32 protein-coding genes are annotated in these 25,731 nt (G+C 65.0%); 24 read left to right on the top strand and 8 right to left on the bottom strand.

The annotated features are described in order from the left end of the window. Positions 1-11 precede the first annotated feature (11 nt). The 15 genes from ybgC (at position 12) to folD (ending at position 13,942) form a co-directional block, all read left to right on the top strand. On the top strand, positions 12-398 hold the full coding sequence (gene ybgC / locus Q4543_RS17415; protein ID WP_216004977.1) for a tol-pal system-associated acyl-CoA thioesterase: 387 nt from the start codon (positions 12-14) through the stop codon (positions 396-398). After that, positions 399-746 (top strand): hypothetical protein, encoded by a 348-nt coding sequence (locus tag Q4543_RS17410; protein ID WP_303440398.1) that lies wholly within the window; start codon positions 399-401, stop codon positions 744-746. 102 nt (positions 747-848) lie between these two features. Continuing rightward, positions 849-1,544: a protein TolQ gene (tolQ, locus tag Q4543_RS17405; protein WP_216004976.1), complete on the top strand. Its 696-nt coding sequence runs from the start codon at positions 849-851 to the stop codon at positions 1,542-1,544. Between the two features lie 3 nt (positions 1,545-1,547). Next, positions 1,548-2,024 carry a protein TolR gene (gene tolR, locus Q4543_RS17400; protein ID WP_303440397.1) on the top strand — a complete coding sequence of 159 codons (477 nt, stop codon included), beginning with the start codon at positions 1,548-1,550 and terminating at the stop codon, positions 2,022-2,024. Positions 2,025-2,034: 10 nt separating this feature from the next. Further along, entirely contained in the window at positions 2,035-3,294 is a 1,260-nt protein-coding gene (locus Q4543_RS17395; RefSeq protein ID WP_303440395.1) for a cell envelope biogenesis protein TolA, read from the top strand. Positions 3,295-3,413: 119 nt separating this feature from the next. Then, complete coding sequence (gene tolB / locus Q4543_RS17390) at positions 3,414-4,736, top strand: Tol-Pal system beta propeller repeat protein TolB (RefSeq protein WP_216004973.1); 1,323 nt, start codon at positions 3,414-3,416, stop codon at positions 4,734-4,736. Positions 4,737-4,844: 108 nt separating this feature from the next. Next, positions 4,845-5,378, top strand: a complete 534-nt coding sequence (pal, locus tag Q4543_RS17385) for a peptidoglycan-associated lipoprotein Pal (RefSeq protein ID WP_303440392.1) — start codon at positions 4,845-4,847, stop codon at positions 5,376-5,378. A 4-nt stretch (positions 5,379-5,382) separates the two neighbouring features. Further along, a complete protein-coding gene (gene ybgF, locus Q4543_RS17380) occupies positions 5,383-6,219 on the top strand; it encodes a tol-pal system protein YbgF (RefSeq protein ID WP_303440390.1) in 837 nt (278 codons plus the stop codon). 13 nt (positions 6,220-6,232) lie between these two features. Further along, positions 6,233-7,501, top strand: a complete 1,269-nt coding sequence (gene tilS, locus Q4543_RS17375) for a tRNA lysidine(34) synthetase TilS (protein ID WP_303440388.1) — start codon at positions 6,233-6,235, stop codon at positions 7,499-7,501. An 85-nt stretch (positions 7,502-7,586) separates the two neighbouring features. Continuing rightward, entirely contained in the window at positions 7,587-9,497 is a 1,911-nt protein-coding gene (gene ftsH, locus Q4543_RS17370) for an ATP-dependent zinc metalloprotease FtsH (RefSeq protein WP_216004970.1), read from the top strand. After that, a complete protein-coding gene (locus tag Q4543_RS17365) occupies positions 9,494-10,270 on the top strand; it encodes a methyltransferase domain-containing protein (protein ID WP_303440385.1) in 777 nt (258 codons plus the stop codon). Before ftsH ends, Q4543_RS17365 begins: the two co-directional genes overlap by 4 nt. Positions 10,271-10,282: 12 nt before the next feature. Further along, on the top strand, positions 10,283-10,879 hold the full coding sequence (locus Q4543_RS17360; protein ID WP_303440383.1) for an MOSC domain-containing protein: 597 nt from the start codon (positions 10,283-10,285) through the stop codon (positions 10,877-10,879). Between the two features lie 69 nt (positions 10,880-10,948). Beyond that, positions 10,949-12,619: a formate--tetrahydrofolate ligase gene (locus Q4543_RS17355; RefSeq protein WP_303440381.1), complete on the top strand. Its 1,671-nt coding sequence runs from the start codon at positions 10,949-10,951 to the stop codon at positions 12,617-12,619. A 119-nt stretch (positions 12,620-12,738) separates the two neighbouring features. Next, positions 12,739-13,035: a chorismate mutase gene (locus Q4543_RS17350; protein WP_303440379.1), complete on the top strand. Its 297-nt coding sequence runs from the start codon at positions 12,739-12,741 to the stop codon at positions 13,033-13,035. A gap of 10 nt (positions 13,036-13,045) precedes the next feature. After that, the gene (folD, locus tag Q4543_RS17345) at positions 13,046-13,942 is read left to right on the top strand and encodes a bifunctional methylenetetrahydrofolate dehydrogenase/methenyltetrahydrofolate cyclohydrolase FolD (RefSeq protein ID WP_303440378.1); all 897 of its coding nucleotides are present in this window, start codon (positions 13,046-13,048) and stop codon (positions 13,940-13,942) included. Here folD and Q4543_RS17340 read toward each other — a convergent pair. The 4 genes from Q4543_RS17340 to Q4543_RS17325 form a co-directional block, all read right to left on the bottom strand. Beyond that, positions 13,939-14,352: a PaaI family thioesterase gene (locus tag Q4543_RS17340; protein WP_303440376.1), complete on the bottom strand. Its 414-nt coding sequence runs from the start codon at positions 14,350-14,352 to the stop codon at positions 13,939-13,941. The genes folD and Q4543_RS17340 overlap by 4 nt on opposite strands. Continuing rightward, positions 14,349-15,053, bottom strand: coding sequence for a ligase-associated DNA damage response endonuclease PdeM (pdeM, locus tag Q4543_RS17335; protein WP_303440373.1), 705 nt, complete (start codon positions 15,051-15,053; stop codon positions 14,349-14,351). The genes Q4543_RS17340 and pdeM overlap by 4 nt, the downstream gene beginning before the upstream one ends. A gap of 156 nt (positions 15,054-15,209) precedes the next feature. Next, complete coding sequence (locus tag Q4543_RS17330; protein ID WP_303440370.1) at positions 15,210-15,545, bottom strand: helix-turn-helix transcriptional regulator; 336 nt, start codon at positions 15,543-15,545, stop codon at positions 15,210-15,212. 5 nt (positions 15,546-15,550) lie between these two features. Further along, on the bottom strand, positions 15,551-15,979 hold the full coding sequence (locus Q4543_RS17325; RefSeq protein ID WP_303440368.1) for a thioredoxin family protein: 429 nt from the start codon (positions 15,977-15,979) through the stop codon (positions 15,551-15,553). Positions 15,980-16,499: 520 nt separating this feature from the next. Here Q4543_RS17325 and Q4543_RS17320 point away from each other — a divergent pair. The 9 genes from Q4543_RS17320 (at position 16,500) to Q4543_RS17280 (ending at position 22,344) form a co-directional block, all read left to right on the top strand. After that, positions 16,500-16,628 (top strand): hypothetical protein, encoded by a 129-nt coding sequence (locus Q4543_RS17320; RefSeq protein ID WP_256444186.1) that lies wholly within the window; start codon positions 16,500-16,502, stop codon positions 16,626-16,628. A 53-nt stretch (positions 16,629-16,681) separates the two neighbouring features. Further along, positions 16,682-17,290: a hypothetical protein gene (locus Q4543_RS17315; protein WP_303440365.1), complete on the top strand. Its 609-nt coding sequence runs from the start codon at positions 16,682-16,684 to the stop codon at positions 17,288-17,290. A gap of 105 nt (positions 17,291-17,395) precedes the next feature. Then, positions 17,396-18,313: a cation diffusion facilitator family transporter gene (locus tag Q4543_RS17310; RefSeq protein WP_303440363.1), complete on the top strand. Its 918-nt coding sequence runs from the start codon at positions 17,396-17,398 to the stop codon at positions 18,311-18,313. A gap of 118 nt (positions 18,314-18,431) precedes the next feature. Continuing rightward, on the top strand, positions 18,432-19,061 hold the full coding sequence (locus Q4543_RS17305; protein ID WP_216004958.1) for an ATP-dependent Clp protease proteolytic subunit: 630 nt from the start codon (positions 18,432-18,434) through the stop codon (positions 19,059-19,061). A 151-nt stretch (positions 19,062-19,212) separates the two neighbouring features. Further along, positions 19,213-20,478, top strand: a complete 1,266-nt coding sequence (gene clpX / locus Q4543_RS17300) for an ATP-dependent Clp protease ATP-binding subunit ClpX (RefSeq protein WP_216004957.1) — start codon at positions 19,213-19,215, stop codon at positions 20,476-20,478. Between the two features lie 229 nt (positions 20,479-20,707). Further along, the gene (locus tag Q4543_RS17295) at positions 20,708-21,070 is read left to right on the top strand and encodes a RidA family protein (RefSeq protein WP_303440359.1); all 363 of its coding nucleotides are present in this window, start codon (positions 20,708-20,710) and stop codon (positions 21,068-21,070) included. Between the two features lie 83 nt (positions 21,071-21,153). Continuing rightward, on the top strand, positions 21,154-21,537 hold the full coding sequence (locus tag Q4543_RS17290; protein ID WP_216004955.1) for an NADH:ubiquinone oxidoreductase subunit NDUFA12: 384 nt from the start codon (positions 21,154-21,156) through the stop codon (positions 21,535-21,537). A 4-nt stretch (positions 21,538-21,541) separates the two neighbouring features. Next, the gene (gene mlaD, locus Q4543_RS17285) at positions 21,542-21,988 is read left to right on the top strand and encodes an outer membrane lipid asymmetry maintenance protein MlaD (protein ID WP_303440356.1); all 447 of its coding nucleotides are present in this window, start codon (positions 21,542-21,544) and stop codon (positions 21,986-21,988) included. Further along, entirely contained in the window at positions 21,988-22,344 is a 357-nt protein-coding gene (locus Q4543_RS17280; protein WP_303440353.1) for a DUF2155 domain-containing protein, read from the top strand. The genes mlaD and Q4543_RS17280 overlap by 1 nt, the downstream gene beginning before the upstream one ends. On the opposite strand, the gene aat is transcribed toward Q4543_RS17280, so the two are convergent. The 4 genes from aat to Q4543_RS17260 all read right to left on the bottom strand — a co-directional run bounded on the left by aat (position 22,308) and on the right by Q4543_RS17260 (position 25,463). Continuing rightward, positions 22,308-22,940 carry a leucyl/phenylalanyl-tRNA--protein transferase gene (gene aat, locus Q4543_RS17275; RefSeq protein WP_216004952.1) on the bottom strand — a complete coding sequence of 211 codons (633 nt, stop codon included), beginning with the start codon at positions 22,938-22,940 and terminating at the stop codon, positions 22,308-22,310. The two genes, Q4543_RS17280 and aat, sit on opposite strands and share 37 nt — an antisense overlap. Before the next feature lie 34 nt (positions 22,941-22,974). Further along, positions 22,975-24,330: an acetyl-CoA carboxylase biotin carboxylase subunit gene (gene accC / locus Q4543_RS17270; protein ID WP_216004951.1), complete on the bottom strand. Its 1,356-nt coding sequence runs from the start codon at positions 24,328-24,330 to the stop codon at positions 22,975-22,977. A gap of 9 nt (positions 24,331-24,339) precedes the next feature. Further along, positions 24,340-24,828, bottom strand: coding sequence for an acetyl-CoA carboxylase biotin carboxyl carrier protein (gene accB / locus Q4543_RS17265; RefSeq protein WP_216004950.1), 489 nt, complete (start codon positions 24,826-24,828; stop codon positions 24,340-24,342). Between the two features lie 155 nt (positions 24,829-24,983). After that, positions 24,984-25,463 (bottom strand): hypothetical protein, encoded by a 480-nt coding sequence (locus Q4543_RS17260; protein ID WP_303440346.1) that lies wholly within the window; start codon positions 25,461-25,463, stop codon positions 24,984-24,986. Positions 25,464-25,731: the final 268 nt, after the last annotated feature.

Here is a 25,731-nt window from a genome sequence, read left to right as displayed (position 1 = left end):
AGGCGGGCGCAATGCATGAATTCCGGGTGCAGGTCTATTACGAAGACACCGATATGGCGGGCATTGTCTATCACGCCAACTACCTGAAATACATCGAACGGGCCCGGTCGGACTGGGTCCGCAGTCTTGGCGTCGACCAGAACGCGCTGCGCGAGCACGAGGGCGTGGTGTTCGTTCTGCGCCGGATCGAAGCCGATTACCGGGCCCCCGCCAGATTTGGCGAGGATCTGATGGTGACCACCCGCACCGCATCGGTCAGCGGTGTGCGGCTGGTGCTGCATCAGGAGGTGCTCAAGGCCGGCGCGCCGCTGTTCACCGCCGAGGTGACACTGGTTGCCATGACCCTCGACGGGCTGCCGACGCGCCTGCCGCAGCAGATCCGGCGCAAGGTGCACTGATTGCGCCGCTCTGGCATGGGCCACGTCATGTCGCCCGATGCCGAAGGCGGGATCGGGGATGTCCGGATCGAAGTCGAGCTGCGTGGCAACGGAGCTGATGGGCGGGGCATTCTGCTGACAAGAGAGCTTGCCCCCGAACCGCTGCGCGACGCACCGGGCCGAACTGCCAATGGCAAGGGCATCCTGCTCTCTGCCCGTCCTTTGCCCGCAGATCGCGGCTGCATCACCGGCGGCAAGCACATGTGCGATGCGCCCGCTGCGTGGCCCGGCGTTGATCATATGCCCTCCACATGGCGGGCCACTCGGCGCACATCCGCCGACGATAATTCGTCCCGCGTCAGGATGTAACGACCCACACGTCAATGTGTTGGCGTTGGCTCTGCAAATCCGTTAGAATCACGGATAACGAGAGCCTCGTACACAGGGGCCCGACGAGAGAAGAGCAGGCTTATGGATCCAAACACCCTTGCGGTCGCGCAGGAGATAGATTTCTCCATGTGGGGCCTTTTCGCGCGTGCCACGCTGACGGTGAAGCTGGTGATGCTGATGCTGGTGCTGTCCTCGATCTGGGGCTGGGCGATCATCGGCGAAAAGCTGGTGAGCTACCGCCGCGCCCGCCGCGAGTCGCGCCGCTTTGACGAGGCGTTCTGGTCGGGCGAGCCGCTCGACGAACTGTATGACCAGATCGGCGCAGCGCCCAAGGGCCGCTCGCAGCGGGTCTTTGCCGCTGGCATGACCGAATGGCGCCGCTCGCATCGGGAAGATGGCGGCATGATCGCCGGGGCGCATGCCCGAATCGACCGTTCGATGGACGTGGCGATCCTCAAGGAATCCGAAAGCCTGCAAAAGGGCCTGCCGGTGCTGGCGACGGTCGCGTCTGCCGCGCCCTTCGTCGGGCTGTTCGGCACGGTCTGGGGCATCATGCATGCCTTCATCGAGATCGCGCAGCAGCAGGACACCTCGCTTGTGGTCGTGGCCCCCGGCATCGCCGAGGCGCTGTTTGCCACGGCGCTTGGCCTTGTCGCGGCGATCCCGGCGGTGATCTTCTACAACAAGCTCTCTGCCGACAGCGACCGGATCATCGCCGGATACGAAGCCTTTGCCGACGAATTCTCGACCATCCTCTCGCGCCAGCTGGATTCCTGATCCATGGGCGGGGGTGTGATGAAATCGAGCGGCGGCGGTCGCAGGCGGCGGCGCGGCAGCGGTGCCAACCGGCCCATGGCCGAGATCAACGTCACCCCCATGGTCGACGTCATGCTGGTCTTGCTGATCATCTTCATGGTGGCGGCTCCGCTGTTGACGGTGGGCGTGCCGGTCGAGCTGCCCAAGACGGCGGCGAGTTCGCTGCCCGCCGATACCGAAGAGCCGCTGACCGTGACCATCACCGCCGAGGGTCTTGTATCGATCCAGACCACCGAGGTCACGATGGAAGAACTGGTGAGCCGCCTGCGCGCCATCGCGGCCGAGCGGGCCGATGATCGCATCTTCCTGCGCGCCGACGGGGCGGTGCCCTATCAGACCGTCGCTCAGGTGATGGGGGCGCTGAACAGGGGCGGCTTTTCCTCGATCGGTCTGGTGACCGACACTGGCGGCCCCGCGCTTGACGGCGCGAGCGGCGGTTGAGGGGGCGCGATTGCGCAGATCACTTGCCATATCCGGAGGGGCGCACGCCCTCGTGATCCTGTGGGCGTTGCTTGGCAACGTCTTCCGGCCCGATCCGCCTGAATTCGAGGTCGCCGATATCTCGGTGATTTCCGAGGCGGAGTTCGCAGCGATGACAGAAGCGGCGCGTGCGCCGAAGGTTCAGGATCAGGTCGAGGCGCCCACCTTGGCGCCCGAACCCGTGCCTGCGCCCGAACCCGTGCCTGCGCCTGACCCCGTGCCAGAACCGGAGCCAGCGCCCACGCTCGATCCCGAGCCGACGCCCGAGCCTGAGCCGACGCCCGCGCCAGAACCCGAGGCAGCGCCCGAGCCGATTCCGGAGCCTGCGCCTGCGCCCGAAACAACCCCCGAGCCCGCTGTGGTGCCCGAACCGCAACCCGTTCCCGAACCGCAGCCGGTGCCCGAGCCGCTGCCGCCTGCACTCGAAGAGGTGCCGCAGGTTCTTGCGCCCGTCACCGCGCCGCGCCCGAAACCGCGGCCCGCGCCGCGCGTCGCCGCCGAGCCGGTGATTGCCCCCGCGCCGGATGTTGCGGAGGCCGAAACCCGTCAGGACGCCGCCGAGCCCGAGGCCGTGGCGCCTGAGATCGTGGAAGAGACCCAGGAAGCAACCGCGCCGCCGGAAACCGCGACCGAAATCGTCACCGAGGCCGAGGAACCGGCTTCGGCCCCGGCATCCTCGATGCGGCCCAAGACCCGCCCGCGCGACATCGCGCAGGCGCAGGAAACTCCGCAGCCCGAGGCCCCAGCCGCCGCGGCAGCCGACAAACCCGCCGCTGCTAAGCCAGCGGAAAAGCCCGCCGCGAAACCCGCGACGCAAAGCGCCGAGGTCAAGGAAGCGGTCGCCGATGCCATCGCCGAAGCGCTGGCGGGCGGCGGAGCACCGACGCAGGGGGCAGCGCCCTCGGGGCCGCCGCTGACCCGCGGCGAGCAGGACGCGCTGCGGGTCGCGGTGCAGCGTTGCTGGTTGGTCGACGTGGGCAGCGAGGCCGCCAGCGTCACGGTGACCGTCGCGATGGATATGGAGCCCAACGGCCGTGTGGTCAGCTCCAGCCTGAAGCTGCTCAGTAGTAGCGGCGGCAGCGGCGCGGCCTCCGAGGCGGCGTTTCAGGCGGCGCGACGCGCCATCCTGCGCTGTCAGGGCGACACGGGTTACACGCTGCCCTCGGACAAGTATGAGCAGTGGAAGCGTATCGAGATGACCTTCAACCCCGACGAGATGAGGCTGAGATGAGCATAGAGGCGGCCAGACATCGCGCATCGCTGCGTCTTGCGGGATTTTCAGGGGGGCCGTCGCACCCCGATGCGTCACAACAAGAGGGGCGAGATGCCCCCAGAGACATGAGGTTCGGAATGAAACAGCTGATGGCGCTTTGCCTTGCCCTTCTTGCGGTGGTGGCGTTGCCCGCCGCATCGCAGGCTCAGAACGGCCCGCTGCGGATCGAGATCACCGAAGGCACGATCGAGCCGATGGCCTATGCCGTGCCCGATTTTGTCGCCGAAACGCCGGGGGCGTCGCAATACGCTCAGCAACTGGCGCGGGTGGTGGCCGACGATCTGAGCGGCACCGGCCTGTTTCGCGAAATCCCGCGCGAGGCGCATATCAGCCGGGTGACCTCGTTCGAGGCTCCGGTGCAGTTTGCCGACTGGCGCGCCATCAACGCGCTGGTGCTGCTCACCGGCTCGGTCGCCGAGCAGGGCGGGCGCATCACGGTGAAATTCCGCGTCTGGGATGTGTTCTCGGGCACCGAGCTGGGGCAGGGGATGCAATTCGCCGCCACCGCCGACGGCTGGCGCAGGCTGTCGCACAAGGTGGCCGATCAGGTCTACACCCGCCTGACCGGCGAAAGCGGCTATTTCGACAGCCGCGTGGTGTTCGTGTCTGAAAGCGGCCCCAAGGACCAGCGCGCCAAGCGGCTGGCGATCATGGATTACGACGGTGCCAACGTGCAATACCTGACCGATTCGCGTTCCATCGTGCTGGCGCCGCGGTTCTCGCCCAGTGGCGACCGGGTTCTGTATACCAGCTACGAGACCGGCGAGCCGCGCATTCATGTGCTCAACGTCGGTTCGGTGCGCAGCCAGATCCTGCAGAACGGCGGCGGCGTCATGAGCTTTGCGCCGCGCTTTTCGCCGGATGGCAGCCGGGTGGTCTATTCGGTGACCTCGGGCAGCAACACCGACATCTACCTGATGGAGCTTGCCAGCGGTGCGACGCGGCAGCTGACCTTCACGCCCTCGATCGAGACCGCGCCGAGCTTTTCGCCCGATGGCAGCCGGATCGTGTTCGAAAGCGACCGCTCGGGCACGCAGCAGCTGTATATCATGTCGGCAGCGGGCGGCGAGGCGACGCGGATCAGCTTTGGTCAGGGGCGTTATGGCACGCCGGTCTGGTCGCCGCGCGGCGATCTTATCGCCTTTACCAAGCAGCTGTCGGGGCGCTTCCACATCGGGGTGATGCGCACCGATGGCAGCGAAGAGCGCCTGCTGACCGCCTCGCCGCTTGATGAAGGCCCGACATGGGCCCCCAACGGGCGGGTGATCATGTTCAGCCGCGAGACGCTGGGCGCGCAGGGCACGTCGTCGCTGTATTCGGTCGATGTCGCCGGGCGCAAGCTGACCCGCGTGCGCACCCCCGATGGCGCCTCCGACCCGGCCTGGGGCCCGCTTCAGTAACAGGGTGCCCGGGAAATGCGCCTATGGTTCATCCCGGGGATGCTGCAACCGTTTTCAAGACGTCACCGCCATGTTAAGACATCGGCAACATTCGAGCAGGACATCTCCATGCATATCTTCTCCAAGGCTCTGATCCTCACCGCCGTTCTCGGTCTGGCGGCCTGTACCAATGGTGGCCGCTTCGGCAGCGGCAACGGCGCTGGCGACGGCTACGGTTCAGGCGTCAATGGCGGCGTTTCCGGCGGCGTGCTGCCGGGATCGGCGAACGATCCGGCCTCGCCCGCCTATTTCAACCAGACCGTCGGGGACCGCGTGTTCTTCGCGGTCGATCAGTCGACCCTGAGCGCGCAGGCGCAGGCCACCCTTGACGGTCAGGCGCAATGGCTGATGACCAACAATGACTATCTCGCCGTGATCGAAGGTCACGCCGACGAACAGGGCACCCGCGAATACAACATCGCGCTTGGCGCTCGCCGTGCCAACGCCACCATGGAATACCTGATCTCCAAGGGCATCGCGCCGAACCGCCTGCGCTTTGTATCTTACGGCAAGGAACGCCCGGTCGAGGTTTGCGCCTCCGAGGCGTGTTATTCCAAGAACCGCCGCGCCGTGACCGTGATCTCCATGGGCATGGGCAGCTGATCCGATGCGCCTGACCGCCCTTGCCGTCTCGCTCGCGCTTGCTGCGAGCGGGGCCATCGCCCAGGACAGCCAGAGCCTTGCCGACATCCGGCAGGATCTGACCGCGCTGTCGGGACAGCTCTCCGGGCTTCGCCAGGAACTGAGCGCATCCGCCAGCAATGGCGTGCAGGTGAGCGGCTCTGTGCTTGACCGGATCAATGTCATCGAGGCGGCGCTTCAGCAGCTGACCGCGCAAACCGAGCAGCTGTCGCATCGCATCGAAACCGTTGTGCAGGATGGCACCAACCGTATCGGCGATCTGCAATTCCGGCTTTGCGAGATCGAGCCGGGCTGCGACATCGGCGTTCTGGGCAGCACGCCCCCGCTGGGCGGCGCGGCCCCAGAGACGGCGGTGACCGCGCCCGCGCCAGCCCCCGCAGCGCCCTCCGGGGCGCTGCCGTCGGGCGGCGCAGAACTGGCCGTGGCCGAGGAAGCAGACTTCAGGCGAGCCCGGGAGGCGCTCGCCTCGGGTGACTTTCAATCCGCCGCGAACCAGTTTGCGGCCTTCCGCGAGACCTTTCCGGGAAGCCCCCTCGAAGCGGCCGCCCTCGTCAGCGAGGGCAACGCCCTGAGCGCCACCGGCGATGTCAAGGAAGCGGCCCGCCGCTTCCTGTCGGCCTATGCCAATTACCCGGCCAGCGAGGCGGCACCCGAGGCGCTGTGGCGTCTGGGTGCATCGCTGGGCCAGCTTGGCAGCACCAGTGAGGCCTGCGTGACCCTGTCAGAGGTCGAGACGCGCTATCCCGGCACCGACCCCGTGGCCGAGGCCAAGGCCGAGATGGGCCGTCTCGGCTGCCAGTGAAAGGCCGCAGCGGGTGAGCACGCTCGACCAGCGCTTCGCCGAGGCGATGGGCGCGGCGCTTGGCCCTGCGTTTCCATCCGAGATCGCGCTTGCGGTTTCGGGGGGCGGCGACAGCATGGCGATGCTGACCCTTGCCCATAACTGGACGCATCGCTGGGGCGTGCGGCTGCGCATCGTTACAGTCGATCACGGGCTGCGCCCCGAAGCCGCGCAGGAAGCTGCGCTGGTGCGCGCGACCTGCAACGAGCTGGGCCACCCTCATGATATTTTGCACTGGCAGTGGGACGGGCAGGGCAACCTGATGGATGCCGCCCGACGCGGGCGTCTGACGGTCATCGGCGACTGGTTGCAGGGCACGCGCCATCTGCTGCTGGCCCACACCCGCGATGACGTGGCCGAGACCTTTTTGATGCGACTGGCGCGAGGCTCGGGGGTCGATGGCCTGTCCGCGATGGCGCCCTTGCGGGACATCGCCCGGCCTGATGGCAGCAGTTTCAGCGTGCTGCGGCCCTGCCTCGACATGGGGCGCGACGAGCTGCGTCATTATCTGCGCACGCTCAAGGGCGCTTGGGTCGAAGACCCGTCCAATCAGGATGACCGCTACGAGCGGGCGCGCCTGCGCAAGCTGCTGGCCACGCTGGGTGCGCATGGGCTGGATGCGGCGACGCTGGCACAAACCGCCAACCGGATGTCGCGCTCTGCCGACGCCTTGCGCCAGCGCGCCGCCGACGCCTGGACACGCATCGGAACCGAGGATAGCGCCGCCGCGACGCTGAGCTTTGAGCGCGACTCGTTTGCCGCGCTCGACCGCGACACGCAGGCCCGCCTGCTGGCCGCCGCGCTTCAGTTTGTCGCGCAGGCCAGCTATCGCCCACGCAGCGCAGCGCTTGAGTCATTGCTCGACCGTCTGCTTGCCGGCGGGGCTGGCACACTGCATGGCTGCGAGGCGCGCTGCGGGCGCAGCAATCTGCGGATTTTTCGTGAATATGCTGCCGTTGCAGCAACGCGTACCCCGGCAGCGGCGGGCCTGTGGGATGGCAAGTGGCTGATATCGCATCCTGATTGCGCTGACCTGACGGTGCGCGCCCTTGGCGATGACGGCTGGCAGCAAGCGGAAGCTGCCCGTGAACACGGCCCCGCCCATGCCATTTCCCGCGGTCTTCCCTCGCTGTGGCGGGGCGATAGGCTGGTGGCCTGCGACGCGCTGAACCTTGGTCCGGGGGGCACCGCAACACTGGTTCCGGGCGCGCGCGGTTTCGCGGGGTTTCTCCTTTCGCGGTGAATCACGTTGAACCGGGGCGCGCAGTCTCTATGTTGTAACAAACGCGTTCCTGTCAGGGGCGCGCGACGCATGTTTGGAGGATTCCTTGGGCAACGCACGCAATATCGCCTTCTGGGTGGTCCTGTTTCTACTCATTCTGGCTCTGTTCAACCTGTTTTCAGGGGGTGGCAGCACCCTTCAGAGCCGCGAAATCAGCTATTCGGATTTCGTGAACTCGGTTGAGGACAACAGTGTCAGCTCGGTCACCATAGACGGCGAGCAGATCCGCTATCGCAGCAGCGACGGCAACGATTACGTCACGGTCAAGCCCGAGGACGCGCAGGTCACCGATCTGCTGATCGACAACAACGTGACGGTGCGGGCCGAACAGCAGGAACAATCGGGCTTTCAGGCCTTTCTGCTGAGCCTTCTGCCCTTCCTGCTGCTGATCGGCGTATGGATCTATTTCATGAACCGGATGCAGGGTGGCGGCAAAGGCGGCGCCATGGGCTTTGGCAAGTCGAAGGCCAAGCTGCTGACCGAAAAGCACGGGCGGGTCACCTTTGACGACGTCGCCGGGATCGACGAGGCCAAGGAAGAGCTCGAAGAGATCGTGGAATTCCTGCGCAACCCGCAGAAATATTCCCGCCTTGGCGGCAAGATCCCCAAGGGTGCGCTGCTGGTTGGCCCTCCGGGCACCGGTAAAACGCTGCTGGCGCGTGCCATCGCGGGCGAGGCCGGCGTGCCGTTCTTCACCATCTCTGGTTCCGACTTTGTCGAGATGTTCGTCGGCGTCGGCGCAAGCCGGGTGCGTGACATGTTCGAGCAGGCGAAAAAGAATGCGCCCTGCATCGTCTTCATCGACGAGATCGACGCCGTGGGCCGCAACCGTGGCTCTGGCTATGGCGGTGGCAATGACGAGCGCGAACAGACGCTTAACCAGCTGCTGGTCGAGATGGACGGTTTCGAAGCCAACGAGGGCGTGATCATCGTTGCCGCGACCAACCGGCGCGACGTGCTTGACCCCGCGCTGCTGCGTCCGGGCCGTTTTGACCGTCAGGTCATGGTGGGCAACCCCGACATCAAGGGCCGCGAAAAGATCCTTGGCGTGCATGCGCGCAAGACCCCGCTTGGCCCGGATGTCGATCTGCGCATCATCGCGCGCGGCACCCCCGGGTTCTCGGGCGCGGATCTGGCCAACCTCGTGAACGAGGCGGCGCTGACCGCCGCCCGCGTTGGCCGCCGCTTTGTCACCATGGAAGATTTCGAGAACGCCAAGGACAAGGTCATGATGGGCGCCGAGCGTCGCAGCATGGTCCTGACCGCCGAGCAAAAGGAAAAGACCGCCTATCACGAGGCCGGTCACGCCGTGGTGGGCCTTTTGCTGCCGCAATGCGACCCGGTCTACAAGGCCACGATTATTCCGCGCGGCGGTGCGCTTGGCATGGTGGTGTCGCTGCCGGAAATCGACCGTCTGAACTGGCATCTCTCCGAGTGCGAGGAAAAGATGGCGATGACCATGGCTGGCAAGGCCGCCGAGATCATCAAATACGGTGCGGCCAACGTGTCGAACGGCCCGGCGGGCGACATTCAGCAGGCGTCGGCACTGGCGCGGGCCATGGTGCTGCGCTGGGGCATGTCGGACAAGGTCGGCAACATCGACTATTCCGAAGCGCATGAAGGCTATCAGGGCAACACCGCCGGCCTGTCGGTTTCGGCTCACACCAAGGAGCTGATCGAGGACGAGGTGAACCGTTTCATCACCGAAGCCTACAACCGCGCCTACCAGATCCTGACCGATCATAACGAAGATTGGGAACGTCTGGCGCAGGGCCTGCTGGAATACGAGACCCTGACCGGCGAAGAGATCAAGCGCGTGATGCGCGGCGAACCGCCCCATTCGACGAGCAAGGACGACGATTCCGACGACACGCCGTCGATCACGGCGATCCCCAAGACCAAGCCCAAGGCAAAACCCGAGGGCGACGGCAGCATGGAACCCGAGCCCACCGCATGAGTGAAAGCGTCCATCGCGACTGGGACCCCGGACTTTATCACAAGTTCCGGGGTCTTCGTTTGCGCCCCGCAATGGATCTGCTGCGCGCCGTAGGGCCTTTGCCCGAAGGCGCGGTGGTCGATCTTGGCTGCGGCAGCGGCGCGGCAGGCCCGGCGCTCAAGGCGCTGAAGCGCCCGGTGAGCGGCGTCGATCTCAGCGCGGCGATGCTGGAAAAGGCGCGGGCAACCGGCTGCTACGATGCGCTGGTTCAGGCAGATCTGTCGGACTGGGCCCCCGAGGTTCCGGCGGCGCTGATCTTTGCCAATGCCTCGTTGCAATGGGTCAAGGATCACGAAACCCTGCTCGAACGGCTGGCGGGCCATCTGGCCCCCGGCGGCACGCTGGCGGTGCAGATGCCGCATCAGAACAACGCGCCCTCGCATCGGCTATGGCTGACCATGGCGCAGGAGCTGTTTCCGGATGCCATCGATCCCGAGACCATTCCGGGCGTGATGCTGCCGGCGGAATACCACCACCTGCTGTCCTCTCTGGGCACCGTCACCCTGTGGGAGACTGAATATTATCAGGAACTGAGCGATGAGGGCGACGGCCACCCGGTGCGCCGCTTTACCGAAGCAACCTTTGCCCGCCCGGTGCTGAACGCGCTGAGCGAGGGCGAACAGGCCCGCCTGATCGCCGCCTATGAAACCGTGGTCGGATCTGCCTATCCGACCGGCGCAAACGGGCGGGTGCTGTTCCCGTTCCGTCGCCTGTTCTTTACCCTCACCATCTGAAAAGGCCCTGCAATGCCGGCATTGAAACCCACCGATTTTACCGGAACCATCCGCTGGCTCGGGCGGGTCCCGGTTGATGGCGACGCTCTGCGATCAGAGCCATGCGAGGCGCTGGAGCTGAGCTTTGAAGGCGTGGCCGGTGAGCGGCATTCGGGCCTGACCCGCGCCGCGTGCAGCCGCGTCACGGCGCAGCATCCGCGCGGCACGCCGATCGCCAATGTGCGCCAGTTGACCGTGCTCTCTGCCGAAGAGATCGCCCAGACCGCCGCGCTGATGGGGCTCGATGCGCTCGATCCGGCATGGGTCGGCGCCTCGATCATCGTCGAAGGCCTGCCCGACCTGACGCATCTGCCGCCCTCCTCGCGCCTGCAGGGGCCGGACGGGGCGACGCTGGTGGTCGATATGGAAAACCGGCCCTGCGTTTTGCCCGGCCGAGAGATCGAGAAAGACCGGGCAGGTTTTGGCAAGCTGTACAAGCGCGCCGCCGACTCGCGGCGCGGCATCACCGCATGGGTCGAACGCCCCGGCACGCTGCGCCTTGGCGACACGCTGACGCTGCATGTCCCCGACCAGCGGCTCTGGGACCATGCTGAGGCGGTGCTGGGCTAAGACCGTCTATCGGCTTTCGTCCCTTGCCTTTTCCGGTAAATGGTCGCGGCAACATCCAAAGGAGCCACCATGATCCCCGATATCGAGATCGCCCGCGCCGCCAGCAAACGCCCGATCCTCGAGATCGGCGCAACGCTCGACATTCCGCCCGAACACCTGCTGCCTTATGGGCATGACAAGGCCAAGGTCAGCCGCGACTTCATCGCCGGGCTGGACGGGCGCGCGAGCGGCAAGCTGATTCTTGTCACCGCGATCAACCCGACCCCGGCGGGCGAGGGCAAGACCACCACCACCGTCGGGCTGGGCGACGGGCTGGCACGGATCGGCAAGAAGACGGCGATCTGCATTCGCGAAGCCTCGCTCGGGCCGAATTTCGGGATGAAGGGCGGCGCGGCGGGCGGTGGCCATGCGCAGATCGTCCCGATGGAAGAAATGAACCTGCATTTCACCGGCGATTTCCATGCCATCACCAGCGCCCACAATCTGCTGGCGGCGATGATCGACAACCACATCCATTGGGGCAACGAGCAGGATATCGACCTGCGCCGGGTGGTCTGGCGCCGGGTGGTCGACATGAACGACCGGGCGCTGCGCGACGTGGTCTGCGGGCTTGGCGGGGTGCCCAATGGCTTTCCGCGCGAGAGTGGCTTTGACATCACCGTTGCGTCGGAGGTCATGGCGATCCTGTGCCTTGCCGACGATCTGAGCGATCTGCAACGTCGGCTGGGCGACATGATCGTCGCCTATCGGCGCGACCGCTCGGCGGTGTATGCGCGCGACATCAAGGCCGATGGCGCGATGACCGTGCTGCTGCGCGAGGCGATGCAGCCCAATCTGGTGCAAACGCTGGAACACACGCCGGCCTTTGTGCATGGCGGCCCGTTCGCCAATATCGCCCATGGCTGCAATTCCGTGGTCGCCACGCGCACCGCACTGAAGCTGGCCGATTACGTGGTGACCGAGGCGGGCTTTGGCGCGGATCTCGGGGCCGAGAAATTCTTTAACATCAAGTGCCGCAAGGCCGGGCTGACCCCCGATTGCGTGGTGCTGGTGGCGACGGTGCGGGCGCTCAAGATGAACGGCGGGGTCAGCAAGGACGCGCTTGGCAGTGAAGACGCCGAAGCCGTGTCGCGCGGCTGTGCCAACCTTGGGCGGCATATCCAGAACATCAAGGGCTTCGGCGTGCCGGTGGTGGTGGCGATCAACCATTTCACCGGCGACACCCCGGCCGAAATCGAGGCCGTCCAGAGCTATGTTTCGGGGCAGGGGGCCGAGGCGTATCTGTGCACCCACTGGGCCGATGGCGGTGCAGGGGCCGAGGATCTGGCGCGGCGCGTGGCGCAGATCGCCGATGCCGGGGGCACGCAATTCGCGCCGCTCTATCCCGATGAGATGCCCCTGTGGGACAAGATCCAATGCGTGGCCGAACGCATCTATCACGCTCATGAGGTCACCGCCGATACCCGCATCCTTGATCAGCTCAAGGAATGGGATTCGCTCGGCTACGGCCATCTGCCGATCTGCATGGCCAAGACGCAGTACAGTTTCAGCACCGACCCGCTGCTGCGCGGCGCCCCCGAAGGCCATGTGGTGCCGGTGCGCGAAGTGCGGCTTGCGGCGGGCGCGGGATTCGTCGTGGCGATCTGCGGCGACATCCTGACCATGCCCGGCCTGCCGCGTCGCCCCGCCGCCGAGGGCATCCGCCTCAATGCTGCGGGCGAGGTCGAAGGGCTGTTCTGAGCCGCGTCGTCGCCTTTCGGAAACCTCGGTGACGCAAGCTTTGTGCATTTCGTCGCGTCGGTGCGTTGAACATCCGGCGCGGCTGCGGCATCAGGGGGCAAGTCATACAGGAGCCCCGGATGCGCGACCCCGCAACCCTTTCGGACATGACCGAATTGCGCGTCGAGATCGACAGGACCGACGCCGAGCTCAGCGCGCTGCTGGCGCATCGGGCGCGATTGATCAGCCGCGCCGCCGAACTCAAGGCTGCCAATGGCTGGCCGGCGCGGATCGATGCGCGGGTCGACGAGGTGATCGCGAACGCGCGTGCGAACGCCGCGCGCGATGGCTGGGACCCTGCGCTGGCGGAATACATCTGGACGGAACTGGTGGAATGGTCGATCCGGCGCGAGGAAACCGCGCTTGGGCGGGAATAGGGAAAAGCGCATGGCGGCAAGCATCATCGACGGCAAGGCCTTTGCGGCCAAGGTGCGGGAAAAAGTGGCGGAGCATGTCTCGCGGCTGAAGGCGGATCATGGCATCACGCCGGGGCTGGCGGTGGTGCTGGTGGGCGAAGACCCGGCGTCTCAGGTCTATGTGCGCAACAAGGGCAAGCAGACCGTCGAATGCGGGATGCAAAGCTTTGAGCACAAGCTGCCGGTCGACACCCCCGAGGCCGACCTGCTGGCGCTGGTGGCGCGGCTCAACGCCGATCCGGCGGTGCATGGCATTCTCGTGCAGCTGCCGCTGCCTGCGCATATGAATGCCGATGCGGTGATCAATGCCATCGACCCGGCCAAGGATGTCGACGGGTTCCATATCTCCAACGTCGGGCTGCTGGGCACTGGTCAGAAAAGCATGGTGCCCTGCACGCCGCTGGGCTGCCTGATGATGCTGCGCGAGCAGCTTGGCAGCCTGTCGGGGCTGAACGCGGTGGTGATCGGGCGCAGCAATATCGTCGGCAAGCCGATGGCGCAGCTGTTGCTGGGCGAAAGCTGCACGGTGACCATCGCGCATTCGCGGACGAAGGATCTGCCCGAGGTGGTGCGCCGCGCCGATATCGTGGTGGCAGCGGTGGGCCGCCCGCAGATGGTGCCGGGCGAGTGGATCAAGCCGGGCGCGACGGTGATCGACGTCGGCATCAACCGCATCGACGTGCCCGAGACCGGCAAGACCCGGCTTGTGGGCGATGTCGATTACGACAGCTGCGCGCAGGTGGCCGGGGCAATCACCCCGGTGCCGGGCGGGGTTGGTCCGATGACCATCGCCTGTCTTCTGGCCAACACGGTGACCGCCTGCTGCCGCGCCAACGGCCTTGCCGAGCCCGACGGGCTGACAGCCTAAGCCGGCACCGGCACGATGGTGCCAATCAGCAGAGCGATCTGAACCTCGCCCTGATCTGACAGCGCAAAGACATCGGCGGCGGCGATCACCAGCCGCCGCCCCGGCTTGATGATGCGCCCGCGCGCGATCAGCCGGTCTCCCCTTGCGGGGGCCAGCAGGTGAATCTTCATTTCCGAGGCCAGCACCTCCATGCCCTCGGGCAGGATCGACAGGGCGGAATAGCCCGCCGCGCTGTCGCCGATGCCAAAGGCCAGCGCGGCGTGGCCAAAGCCCTGCTGCTGCGAGACCTCTGCGCGAATCGGAGCCTCGATCTCGACGGCGCCGGCGCGGATGCTGCGCAGCCGCGCGCCAAGCGTTTCCATCATGCCCTGACGGGCAAAGCTGTCGCGGATGCGTTGATCGATGTTCATCCGCGCATGGTGCCGGGCGGCACGGCGGCTGGCAAGGTGCGGCGTGGCATCGGCAGGGCGCAGGGCTTTGGCCCGGTGAGGATCGCCGTCGCCCCATCGCCCATCATCGTGTTCAGCGGCGCACGATCGCAGCGCAGACCGCCGGTATAGGCGCCGTAGGCAGGCATGATCAGCCGCGCCGCGTCGATCAGGAAACAGGGTCGCGACAGGCGGCGCCCGCGCAGGTTCAGCAGAGCCTTGGGGTGGTAATGCCCCGAGACTTCGGCGCTGGCACCGTCTTGTGCGATATGCCGGAACAGCAGCGGGCCGATCCGGGCCTCTGCCAGATGAGTGCCGCCAAGCGCGGCGGGATCGGGGTCGTGGTTGCCTTCGATCCAGATCCAACTGCGCCCAGCCTGCAGGCGGAGAATCCACAGCCGGTCATCCTCAGGCAGCTCATCGGCGATGCCGATGGCGTCGAAGCTGTCGCCCAGACAGATCACCCGGCTGGCCTGCGTTGCCTCGAGATCTGCGTCAAGCTTCAGCAAGGTATCGCGCGTCTCGTAAGGGGGCAGCGCGGCGCCGCCAACCGCAGACAGACGGGCGGATTTGCCGAAATGCAGATCCGAGACGACGAGCAGGTCTTCGCCCGGCCAATGCAGCGCGCCAGAGGGCAGGGCGCGCAGATCCGCGCCATGGAAGCGGAAATCGTGGGTGTTCATGACATGTTCCATTGCCACGACGGGTGCGGCTTTGCAAGGAGCGCGCTATTGGGCAGGGGTGACGCCACGGATCAACTGGCGCAGGTCAGGCAGCGCGAAATTGCCGACGGTTTCCGCCGCCTGCAGGATGCGCTGACAACAGACCATGCGCCGCGCTCAGTCGTCGCCGCAGAACAGCTCGTAGACAGTTTCCAGCATCCGCTTGGGGCGGTCGTCGGCGAGGCGGTAATAGATCGCCTTGCCTTCGCGGCGGGGCACGACCAACCCTTCGAGCCGCAGCCGCGACAATTGTTGCGACACCGCCGCCTGCCGGGCCGACAGCAGGTCTTCGAGTTCGGTCACCGATTTTTCGCCACTCACAAGGTGACACAGGATCATCAGCCGCCCCTCGTGGCTGATCGCCTTGAGAAAGGCCGCGGCATTGGCCGCCTTTTCGGCGATGCGGTCGAGCTCTTCGGTGCTCATCTTGTCGTTGATCACGGGGAGTGTCATGTTCGTCATCCACCATCCGGGGGGCCTTGCGGCATCGTGGCTGCGCCCTCTGGGGGCGCCAGATCGAGGCGGTAGCTGGTATGTGCGGTCCACATCCTGTCCCGCATCGGCCAAGAGAAATCCGCCCCCGGATGGCTTTCGAACCGGGGTCGCTCAACGTCGACGTTTACAGCAAGAAAGGCCGGTGTGAACAAGGGCTTGCGCTTGTCTACAATGCCGTCCGTCCGGATTTCGCGCAGTTCTGCCTGCAAACGCGGCGCAAAGCGTCTTTCGGAGGTCTCGGGATAGGCGGGCGTGATTTCGATGGTGCCGCAGGCACATCCGGGCTGTTCGATCAGCACCGAGTGCGGTTCTGCCGGTGCCTGCAGCGCCAGAAACGGCAGCCCGCAAAGCGCGGCCAGCAGGGCAGAGCGTATGTTGCGCAGACGGATCATCGCAGACCGATTGACTAGGTTTTAACGATTAACATAATATGAATATATGAATTCAACAAGCGACAAGGGTCTTGCTTGATATGTGCTGCACGGGGGGGGGGCTGGCCGGTCCGCCTCTCTTTGCCCCGCATCCTGTACTATGGGGCGGTTGCAGCTGCGCTTTGCCGCCGGGGTGGCGATGATCCTCCGCGGCATGGGCTTTTGGACAGCGTCAGCCTGCCGACCATTGACGCTGTGGGAAAGGCAGCAAGCTGCCATTCGCCGGCCGGCGTATAAGTAGCAAGACCGACGCGGAGATCGAGTCTTGCAAAGGCATTTTGCAACCTCCTGTCGTTGGACTGGTTTCTGCCCCCTATTCAAGGGGCGGCGTCTTGCCGTTTTCGGCGGTCTGGAATCCCTCCGTTGCGGGTCGCGGTGGAACCAGTCAGACTGGTGGTGTTTCTGGCGCAGGTTTTTCTGCCCAGCCGTGTCTTCATCAGGGCCGTTCAATTTCAGGGCGGCAGTTCGAGGAGTTTGGTAGATGACCTTTCGTATGGGAATTCTGTGGCTTGCCGGCTTTATTGCCTTTGGCGCTGCCGTCGGCCTTGTGCCACGGGGTGACGATATCGCGCCGGGCAGCGTGCCAAGGGCGGTTGGATTCAAGCTTTGATCGCAAGCTGGCGTTAACCGTATTTTTCCGATCGCGGTGCTACGGATCACCGCATGAAACAGTTGCGTCTTCTTGTTGTTCTGCTTGCGCTGGCGGCCTGTTCGGTCGGGCCACCCCCACCTCCTGGCCAGATCAAGGACAGGGATCGCGACGCGCTGACCCTGGCAATCATGCGACTGGGGCCGGGGGTTGCCTATGACGAGGCGAAACGGATCAGTTCGGTGGCGTATTCCTATCCACATGTGCTCTTGCGCGACTATCAGGCGGAACTCGGGGCGCTGAACGCGAGACGCCCGCCCGTTTTCGATGTCAAAACGCCGGCGGTCTGTGCAAAATGGGCGGACAGGCACCTGCAAAGGCTGTTGCAGGAGGCGCCGCGCACGCTTGATCTGCGCATGGCGATGGCCGACCCGTCGATCAACACACCGTTTGCGCATAGCACCGTGGTGGTAACTGCAAAAGGCGCGCCGTTGACGAGCGGGCTGGTGTTGGATGGCTGCCGCCGCAGTGGCAACCTGTATTGGAAGCCGGTGACGGATGATCGGTACCGGTGGCGCCCCCAATCCGATATGCTGTGGGACCGCACATTTGGGCGCAAACCCTGGTACGCCAGAACCCCGTTGGAGGGGCGCCTTGTGCGGCCAGATCCGCTTGCACCGTGAGAGCGCTGCGCTCAGGTGACCGCTTCGGGGTTGACCTCGGCGGAGTGGCAGCCACCTAGTGGGGCAAATGCCATGCAGGTTCACCGGCAACGCTCAGGAGACACGATGCCCCACGACCACCACCATCACCACTCGATTGACCAGAATGCGGGCGATGGGCGGCTGATCGGGGCGATCTCGGTGAACCTTGGCCTGACGGTGGTTCAGGTTGCTGGTGGCATCGTGTCGGGCAGCCTTGCCATGATCGCGGATGCGCTGCACAACTTCTCGGATGCGATCTCATTGATCATCGCCGCCGTGGCGCGGCGCATCGCGCGCAGACCGGCGAACGAGGATATGCCTTTTGGCTATGCGCGGGCCGAGATCGTGGCCGCGCTGGTCAATTACACCACGCTGATCGTGATCGGGATCTATCTTGCGATGGAAGCGGTGCTGCGATTCCTGTCGCCTGAGCCGGTCGAGGGCTGGCTGGTGGTAATCATCGCTGCTGTGGCCCTGCTTGTGGATCTGGTGACGGCGATGCTGACCTGGGCGATGTCGAAGGACAGCGTCAACATCCGCGCGGCCTTTCTGCACAACGTCGCCGATGCGCTGGGCTCGGTTGCGGTGATCCTTGCGGGCACGCTGATCCTGTTGTTCGACTGGACCTGGATCGACCCGGCGGTGACCCTGCTGATCGCGGGCTATATCCTTTGGATGGCGCTGTCCGAAATCGGCGGGGTGATCCGCATTCTGATGCTAGGCAGCCCTCCGGCCTTGGCCCCTTCGGAGGTGCTGGGCGAGGCGCAGGCGATCGAAGGCGTCGCCGGGGTGCACGAGGCGCATCTTTGGCAGATCGACGAACACACTGCGGCGTTGCAGGCGCATCTTGTCGTCATCGATGGTGCGTGGGGCAGGGCCGACGACATCAAGGCAGAGGTCAAGGCGCGGATGAAGGCGCGGTTCGGCATCTCGCATGTGGTGCTGGAGATGGAGTGCGCGCGGCATGCCTGCGCCGCTCCGGCGCAATGGGGCGACAGCTGATGCATCCTCGAACCGGTGCCAATTCGGGCGGCAGCCCTTGCAGCCCCTCCGGCCCGATACTAAGAATCTCTCAACACCACCCGGCTAGGCATCACAGAGTTACGACAGGCAGGCAAATATGAAAGATCCAATCGAGACATACATGAACACGCTCGTTCCGATGGTGGTCGAACAGACCAGCCGCGGCGAACGGGCCTACGACATTTTCTCGCGCCTGCTGAAGGAGCGGATCATTTTCGTTTCCGGCCCGGTGCATGATGGTATGTCGTCGCTGATCGTGGCGCAGCTGCTGCACCTCGAGGCGGAAAACCCGTCGAAAGAGATTTCGATGTACATCAACAGCCCCGGCGGCGTCGTGACCTCGGGCCTGTCGATCTACGACACCATGCAGTACATCAAGCCGAAGGTGTCGACGCTGGTCATCGGTCAGGCGGCCTCGATGGGCTCGCTGCTGCTGGCGGCGGGCGAGTCGGGAATGCGGTTCTCGCTGCCCAACAGCCGGATCATGGTCCACCAGCCGTCGGGCGGCTATCAGGGGCAGGCGACCGACATCATGATCCACGCCGAGGAGACGCTGAAGCTCAAGCGCCGCCTCAACGAGATCTACGTGAAGCATTGCGGTCGCACCCTCGAAGAGGTCGAGAAGGCGCTCGAGCGTGACAACTTCATGTCGCCCGAGGATGCCAAGGCCTGGGGCCTGATCGACGAGATCGTCGAGAAGCGCGGCGGCACGGACGACGCGGCCTGAGTGCTTGCCCCGGGGCCATCGGGTCGCGGGGCAATTTCCGGATTGTAGAGCAAAGGGGTCTGCCCTATCCTCTACAGGATGCTAAAAGAGAACGGGCCACGGCGGGCAATGGGAGCTCGCCCAGGCGATCAAAGGCCCTGAAAGGTGTGATATGGCGACCAATTCCGGCGGCGGTGACAGCAAGAACACCCTCTACTGCAGCTTCTGCGGCAAGAGTCAGCACGAGGTCCGCAAGCTGATTGCGGGACCGACGGTGTTTATCTGCGATGAATGCGTAGAGCTGTGCATGGACATCATCCGCGAGGAAACAAAGGGCGCCGGACTGAAATCGTCCGAGGGCGTCCCGTCCCCGCGCGAAATCTGCGACGTGCTCGATGATTATGTGATTGGCCAGTTCACGGCCAAGCGCGTGCTCTCGGTTGCGGTCCACAACCATTACAAACGACTGAACCACAGTCAGAAGTCCGCGGACATCGAACTGGCGAAGTCGAACATCCTGCTGATCGGTCCGACCGGCTGCGGCAAGACGTTGCTGGCGCAGACGCTGGCGCGCATTCTTGACGTGCCGTTCACCATGGCAGATGCGACCACGCTGACCGAAGCGGGCTATGTCGGCGAGGATGTCGAGAACATCATCCTCAAGCTGCTGCAATCGTCCGAATACAACGTCGAGCGGGCGCAGCGCGGCATCGTCTACATCGACGAGGTCGACAAGATCACCCGCAAGTCCGAAAACCCGTCGATCACCCGCGACGTGTCGGGCGAGGGCGTGCAGCAGGCGCTGCTCAAGCTGATGGAAGGCACCGTGGCGTCGGTTCCGCCGCAGGGCGGGCGCAAGCACCCGCAGCAGGAATTCCTGCAAGTGGACACCACGAACATCCTGTTCATCTGTGGCGGTGCCTTTGCTGGTCTCGACCGGATCATCGCGCAGCGTGGCAAGGGCTCGGCGATGGGTTTTGGCGCCGATGTGCGCGACCCGGAAGAACGTGGCGTCGGCGAGATCTTCAAGGAACTCGAGCCCGAGGATCTGCTGAAATTCGGCCTGATCCCGGAATTCGTCGGCCGTCTGCCGGTGATCGCAACGCTTGAGGATCTGGACGAAGATGCGCTGGTGACCATCCTCACCAAGCCGAAGAACGCGCTGGTCAAGCAGTACCAGCGGCTCTTCGAGATGGAGGACACCAAGCTCAACTTCACCGATGACGCGCTCAGCGCCGTGGCCAAACGGGCCATCCAGCGCAAGACGGGCGCACGGGGTCTGCGCTCGATCCTCGAAGGCATCCTGCTCGACACCATGTTCGAGCTGCCCGGCATGAACGATGTGACCGAGGTCGTGGTCAACGAAGAGGCGGTGAACTCGGACGCGAAGCCGCTGATGATCTACGCCGACCAGAAAAAGGAAGGCGCTTCGGCCTGAGCCGGGCTGAGGCCCGACCCTGACGGCGAAGATGTTACGCCGTCGGACGCAAACAGAATGATGGCGCCTCTCGCTTTGTCGGGGGCGCCATTTTTTGTAACGTCGCCTTGCCGACCTCGGCAGGGCACCGAAGAATGGCACCTGTTGCGGGGCGGAGTCAGGCGATTGATGCTCTGGCATTCCCCCGATGCATCCTCGTATACAAGCGCAGATCACCCAGGAGTATCGAATGATCAGACGCATTCACACCGGCAGCCCCTTCGAAGCAAAGATCGGCTATTGCCGCGCCGTCGTCGCCGGCGGGTTCGTGCATGTCGCGGGCACCGTCGGGCAGGGCGAGACGGCACCGGAGCAGTGCCGCTCGGCGCTCGAGACCATCGGCAAGGCGCTGGCCGAGGCCGGGGCCAGCTTTGCCGACGCGGTGCGCGTGACCTACTATCTGCCCGACGCGGCAGAGTTTGAAGCCTGCTGGCCGGTGCTGGTCGAGACCTTCGGAGACAACCCGCCTGTCAGCACGATGATCGAAACGAACCTCATCGATCCGAAATACCGCATCGAGATCGAGCTGACGACGCTGGCCCCGGCGGTCTGATCGCGCCGATTTGCAGCGCCCCGTGCTGGACGCGGGGGCTGCAAGTTGCCATAAGCAAAACAGGAAGATCCGAGGAGTCGCCCATGGGAATGCTGAATTCGCTTCTGAAGGCCGTGACCTGGTGGAACGGCGCCACGCTCAACACGCTTATCTGGAGCAAGCGGCACGGCACCCGCGTCGGCGAGGATGAACAGGGCAACGCCTTTTACCAGACCAAGGACGGCAAGCGCCGCTGGGTGATCTTCAATGGCGAAATCGAGGCGTCGCGCGTCAGCCCCGATTGGCACGGCTGGCTGCATTACACCTTCGATCAGCCCCCGACGACGCGCCCGCTGACCCATAAAAGCTGGGAAAAGCCGCATCTTGAAAACCTGACCGGCACCGCGCTGGCCTATGCACCGCAAGGCTCGATCCGCCAGCCGCAGCCCAAGCCGCGCTCGGATTACGAGGCTTGGAGCCCGGAATAACCCCATGACCACCTCCACAACCGAGGTGCTGGTCGGCGGCGTCGTCCTTGCCGCAGCGATCGCCTTTGGCGCCTACGCCATCACCACCACCGGGTTCTCGATGGGCGGCGACGGCTATCCGCTGACCGCCAGCTTCCGTTCGCTCGAGGGGGTGAGTGTCGGCAGCGATGTGCGCCTTGCCGGGGTGAAGGTGGGCACCGTGTCGGAGATCGCGCTCAACCCCGAGACCTACCGCGCCGATATGTCGTTGACCATGGAACGCGGTGTACAGGTGCCCGATGACAGCGCCATCCTGATTTCCTCCGAGGGGCTGCTGGGTGGCAATTTTGTCGAGATCAGCCCCGGCGGCTCGATGTTCTTCCTCGAAGCCGGAGATGAGATCGTCGACACCCAAGGCTCTGTCAGCCTGATTTCGCTTCTGCTGAAATACGTTGGCGGAGGAAACAACTGATGCGGTTCCTTCTTCTTGTCGCAACGATTCTGGCTGGCAGCGCCAGCGCTCAGGAGGCCACCGATACCGGCAGTGGCGCCATGCTGCGCGGGCTCGACAAGCTGACCGGGCGCGCGGGCGATATCGAGATCCGGTCTGGCGGGATGGCGCAATTCGGTCGCATCGAAGTGTCGATGTCCGAATGCCGCTACCCCGAAGGCGATCCTGCCAGCGATGCGTTCGCCTTCTTGACCGTGCGCGAGGCGGGCAAGGCCGAGCCGGTGTTCCGGGGCTGGATGGTTGCCTCGTCGCCGGCGCTGAACGCCATGGATCACCAGCGCTATGACGTGTGGGTGTTGCGCTGCACGACCTCGTGACCGCTGGTCAGCGGCGTTCCGGCAAAATCCGCACTGCGTGACAGCGCGTCGCGCAGGCGGAAGCGATAGTCCATCCGGGTGATCTCGACCCCGCCGAGCGAGGCCAGATGCTCGGTCAGGAATTGCGTGTCGAACAGGGTGAACCCCGCGCGGCGGCACAGGTCCACCAGCCAGCAAAGCGCGATCTTCGAGCCGTCCCGGCGGCGCGAGAACATCGATTCGCCGCAGAAGGCCGCGCCGATTTCGACCCCGTAGATCCCGCCAATCAGCTCTCCGTCGATCCAGACCTCAAGCGAATGCGCCACGCCGCGCTGGTGCAGTTCCAGAAACAGGCGGCGGATCTCGGGGTTGATCCAGGTTTCCGGCCGGTCGGCGCAGGCGTCGATCACCGCCTCGAAGGCGGTGTCGACGGTAACGGTATAGTCGGTCTTGCGCAGGCGGCGGGCAAGGCTGCGCGAGATGTGCAGCCCGTCAAGCGGGATGATGCCGCGCCGCCGGGGATCGACCCAGAACAGCTCCGGGTCGTCGCGGTGCTCGGCCATCGGAAAGACGCCCGAGCGGTAGGCGATGAGCAGCTGCTCCGCGCCAAGGCTCATGGCCGGGTGCCCCCGAATGCCCCCAGCCGCTGCATCACTCGGCCTTGAACGGATCCGTGGCCAGCCATTTTTCCAGCCAGTGGATGTTGTAGTCCCCGCTATGGATCGCCGGTTCCTGTAGCAATGCGTGGAACAGCGGGATCGTGGTGTCGACCCCATCCACGATCAGCTCGGCCAGCGCACGGTTGAGCCGCGCCAGCGCCTCGGTGCGGTCGCGGCCCTTGACGATCAGCTTGCCGATCAGACTGTCGTAATAGGGCGGGATCGAATAGCCCTGATACAGCGCCGAATCCATCCGCACGCCAAGCCCGCCGGGGGCGTGATACTGGCTGATCTTGCCGGGGCAGGGCGAGAAATTCGGCAGCTTCTCGGCGTTGATGCGCACCTCGATGGCGTGCCCGTCGATTTTCAGATCGTCCTGAGTGAACGACAGCCCCCGGCGTTCGGCAACGCGAATCTGCTCGCGCACCAGATCGACGCCAAAGATCGCCTCGGTCACCGGGTGTTCGACCTGAAGCCGGGTGTTCATCTCGATGAAATAGAACTCGCCATCCTCATAGAGGAATTCCACGGTGCCAGCGCCGGAATAGCCCAGCTCGGCCATGGCATCGGCGCAGGTCTTGCCGATGCGCGCGCGCTCTTCGGGGGTGATGCAGGGGCCGGGGGCCTCTTCGAAGACCTTCTGGTGACGGCGCTGAAGCGAGCAGTCGCGCTCGCCCAGATGAACCGCCGTGCCCTTGCCGTCGCCAAAGATCTGAATTTCGATATGGCGCGGTTTTTGCAGGTATTTCTCGATGTAGACTTCATCGTTGCCAAAGGCGGCCTTGCCCTCGGCGCGGGCGGTCTGAAAGGCGCGCTCCATCTCGGCTTCGTTGTTGGCAACCTTCATGCCGCGCCCGCCGCCGCCGGCGGTGGCCTTGATGATCACCGGATAGCCGAAATCGCGGCCGATCTGCTTGGCCGCCTCGACATCGGGCACGCCGCCTTCGGAGCCGGGCACGCAGGGCACGCCAAGCGCCTTCATCGTATCCTTGGCGGTGATCTTGTCGCCCATGATTCGGATATGCGCCGCAGAGGGGCCGATGAAGGTGAGACCGTGGTCTTCGACCATCTGCACAAATCGGGCGTTTTCCGACAGGAAGCCGTAGCCGGGGTGAATCGCCTGCGCCCCGGTGATTTCGCAGGCCGAGATGATCCCGGCGGGCGACAGGTAGCTTTCCGAAGACTGCGCCGGGCCGATGCAGATGCTTTCATCGGCCATGCGCACATGCATGGCGTCGGCGTCGGCGGTGGAATGCACGGCAACCGAGGCGATGCCCATTTCGCGGCAGGCGCGGATGACCCGCAGCGCGATCTCGCCGCGATTGGCGATCAGAATCTTGTCGAACATGATGCCCCCTTATTCAAGGATGACGAGAGGCGCGCCGTATTCGACGGGGGCGCCGTCCTCGACGAGGATGCGCTTGACGGTCCCGGCGCGGGGCGCGGGAATGTGGTTCATGGTCTTCATCGCTTCGACGATGATCAGCGTGTCGCCTTCGCGCACCTGCTGGCCGACGCTGATGAACGACGGCGCGCCCGGTTCGGGCTGCATGTACACGGTGCCGACCATGGGCGAGGTCACGGCGCCGGGATGGGCGGCGGGATCTTCGGGCATGGTGTCTGCGACGGGCGCAGCGGGGGCGGCGGTGGCCGCCGCCATCGGGGCCGCGGGGGCCGCCATCGCGACCGGAGCGGTCATGTGCGTATGGCGGCTGACGCGTACGTTGAGGCTGTCGTCCTCGGCATAATCGCGCTTGACCTGAAGCTCGGTCAGGTCGTTGTCGCGGAGCAGCTCCGCCAATGCCTTGATGAAGGCCACATCGGCTTCGTGGGTGTTCTTGCTCATGCAATCCTCGCCGGTAGATGTCAGGGCCTGTGTCAGGGGGCCCGTGGATTGACGGGCTTATAGGCCAAGCCTTTCGCCATGAAAAGCGACGGCGCAGGGATTTGCGGCGCACAGGGCAGGTTTCCCACCACGAAGCCGTGACGGCAGGCCGTCATTCAGAGTTCTTCGTCAAAGCCGGTGTCCGTCGGCAGATCCGCGCGTGAGGCATAAGGTGTGGGCAAAGGCGGCGCCGATTTGGGGGTGTCCGGGTCCGGGGCGGGTTCAGGCGCGTGCGCGGTGACCGGTTCGGGGGCTGGCTCGTCGGGAGTCTGGGCGGTCTGGGGCTGGGGGTCTGCGGGCTTTGGCGCAGAGGCGCTTTCGCTTTGCATCTTGTCGGCCTGATCCTGAAGCATCTGTGCAATGCGGATCTGCATGACAGAGGGCGGCGAAATGCGTTGCGAGCTTTGCCGTGCAACCATCTGCCGGGACTCGGCAGAGGGATCCTGATCGGTGCCGGTCTGGGTTCCAGTGCTGGCCTGTTCCTTGACTGGCTGAACGCGCGAGATCCGGGCAGGTTCGCTTTGCACCGCAGGAAGCCCCTGGGGGTGGCCCGTCGCCAGAGGGGCCAGAAATTGCGTCAGACTTGGGAACTGCATAGACATACTCCATCAGATACAGCGCCCCCACTGCCTGCAGAGTACCAGCATCGGCGAAGTCTGTGTGATGTCTTTTCGCATGCGGCGCGATGGAATCGCAGCAATGGTTAAGGCCGTGTTCGAAAAACCGTGAAACCGGTAAAATGGGCGCGGAATGCCGCGCCCGGTTCGTTTTTCAGCCGGCTTCGGGGCGGTTACCCCTTGTTTGCGCGGTTTTCGATGAGGTCTTCGACGACGGAAGGGTCGGCGAGGGTTGAGATGTCGCCGA

The organism is Salipiger sp. 1_MG-2023 (genome assembly GCF_030547555.1).
In the GTDB taxonomy this organism is placed as follows: domain Bacteria; phylum Pseudomonadota; class Alphaproteobacteria; order Rhodobacterales; family Rhodobacteraceae; genus Salipiger.
This window is presented reverse-complemented; position numbering and strand designations above follow the sequence as displayed.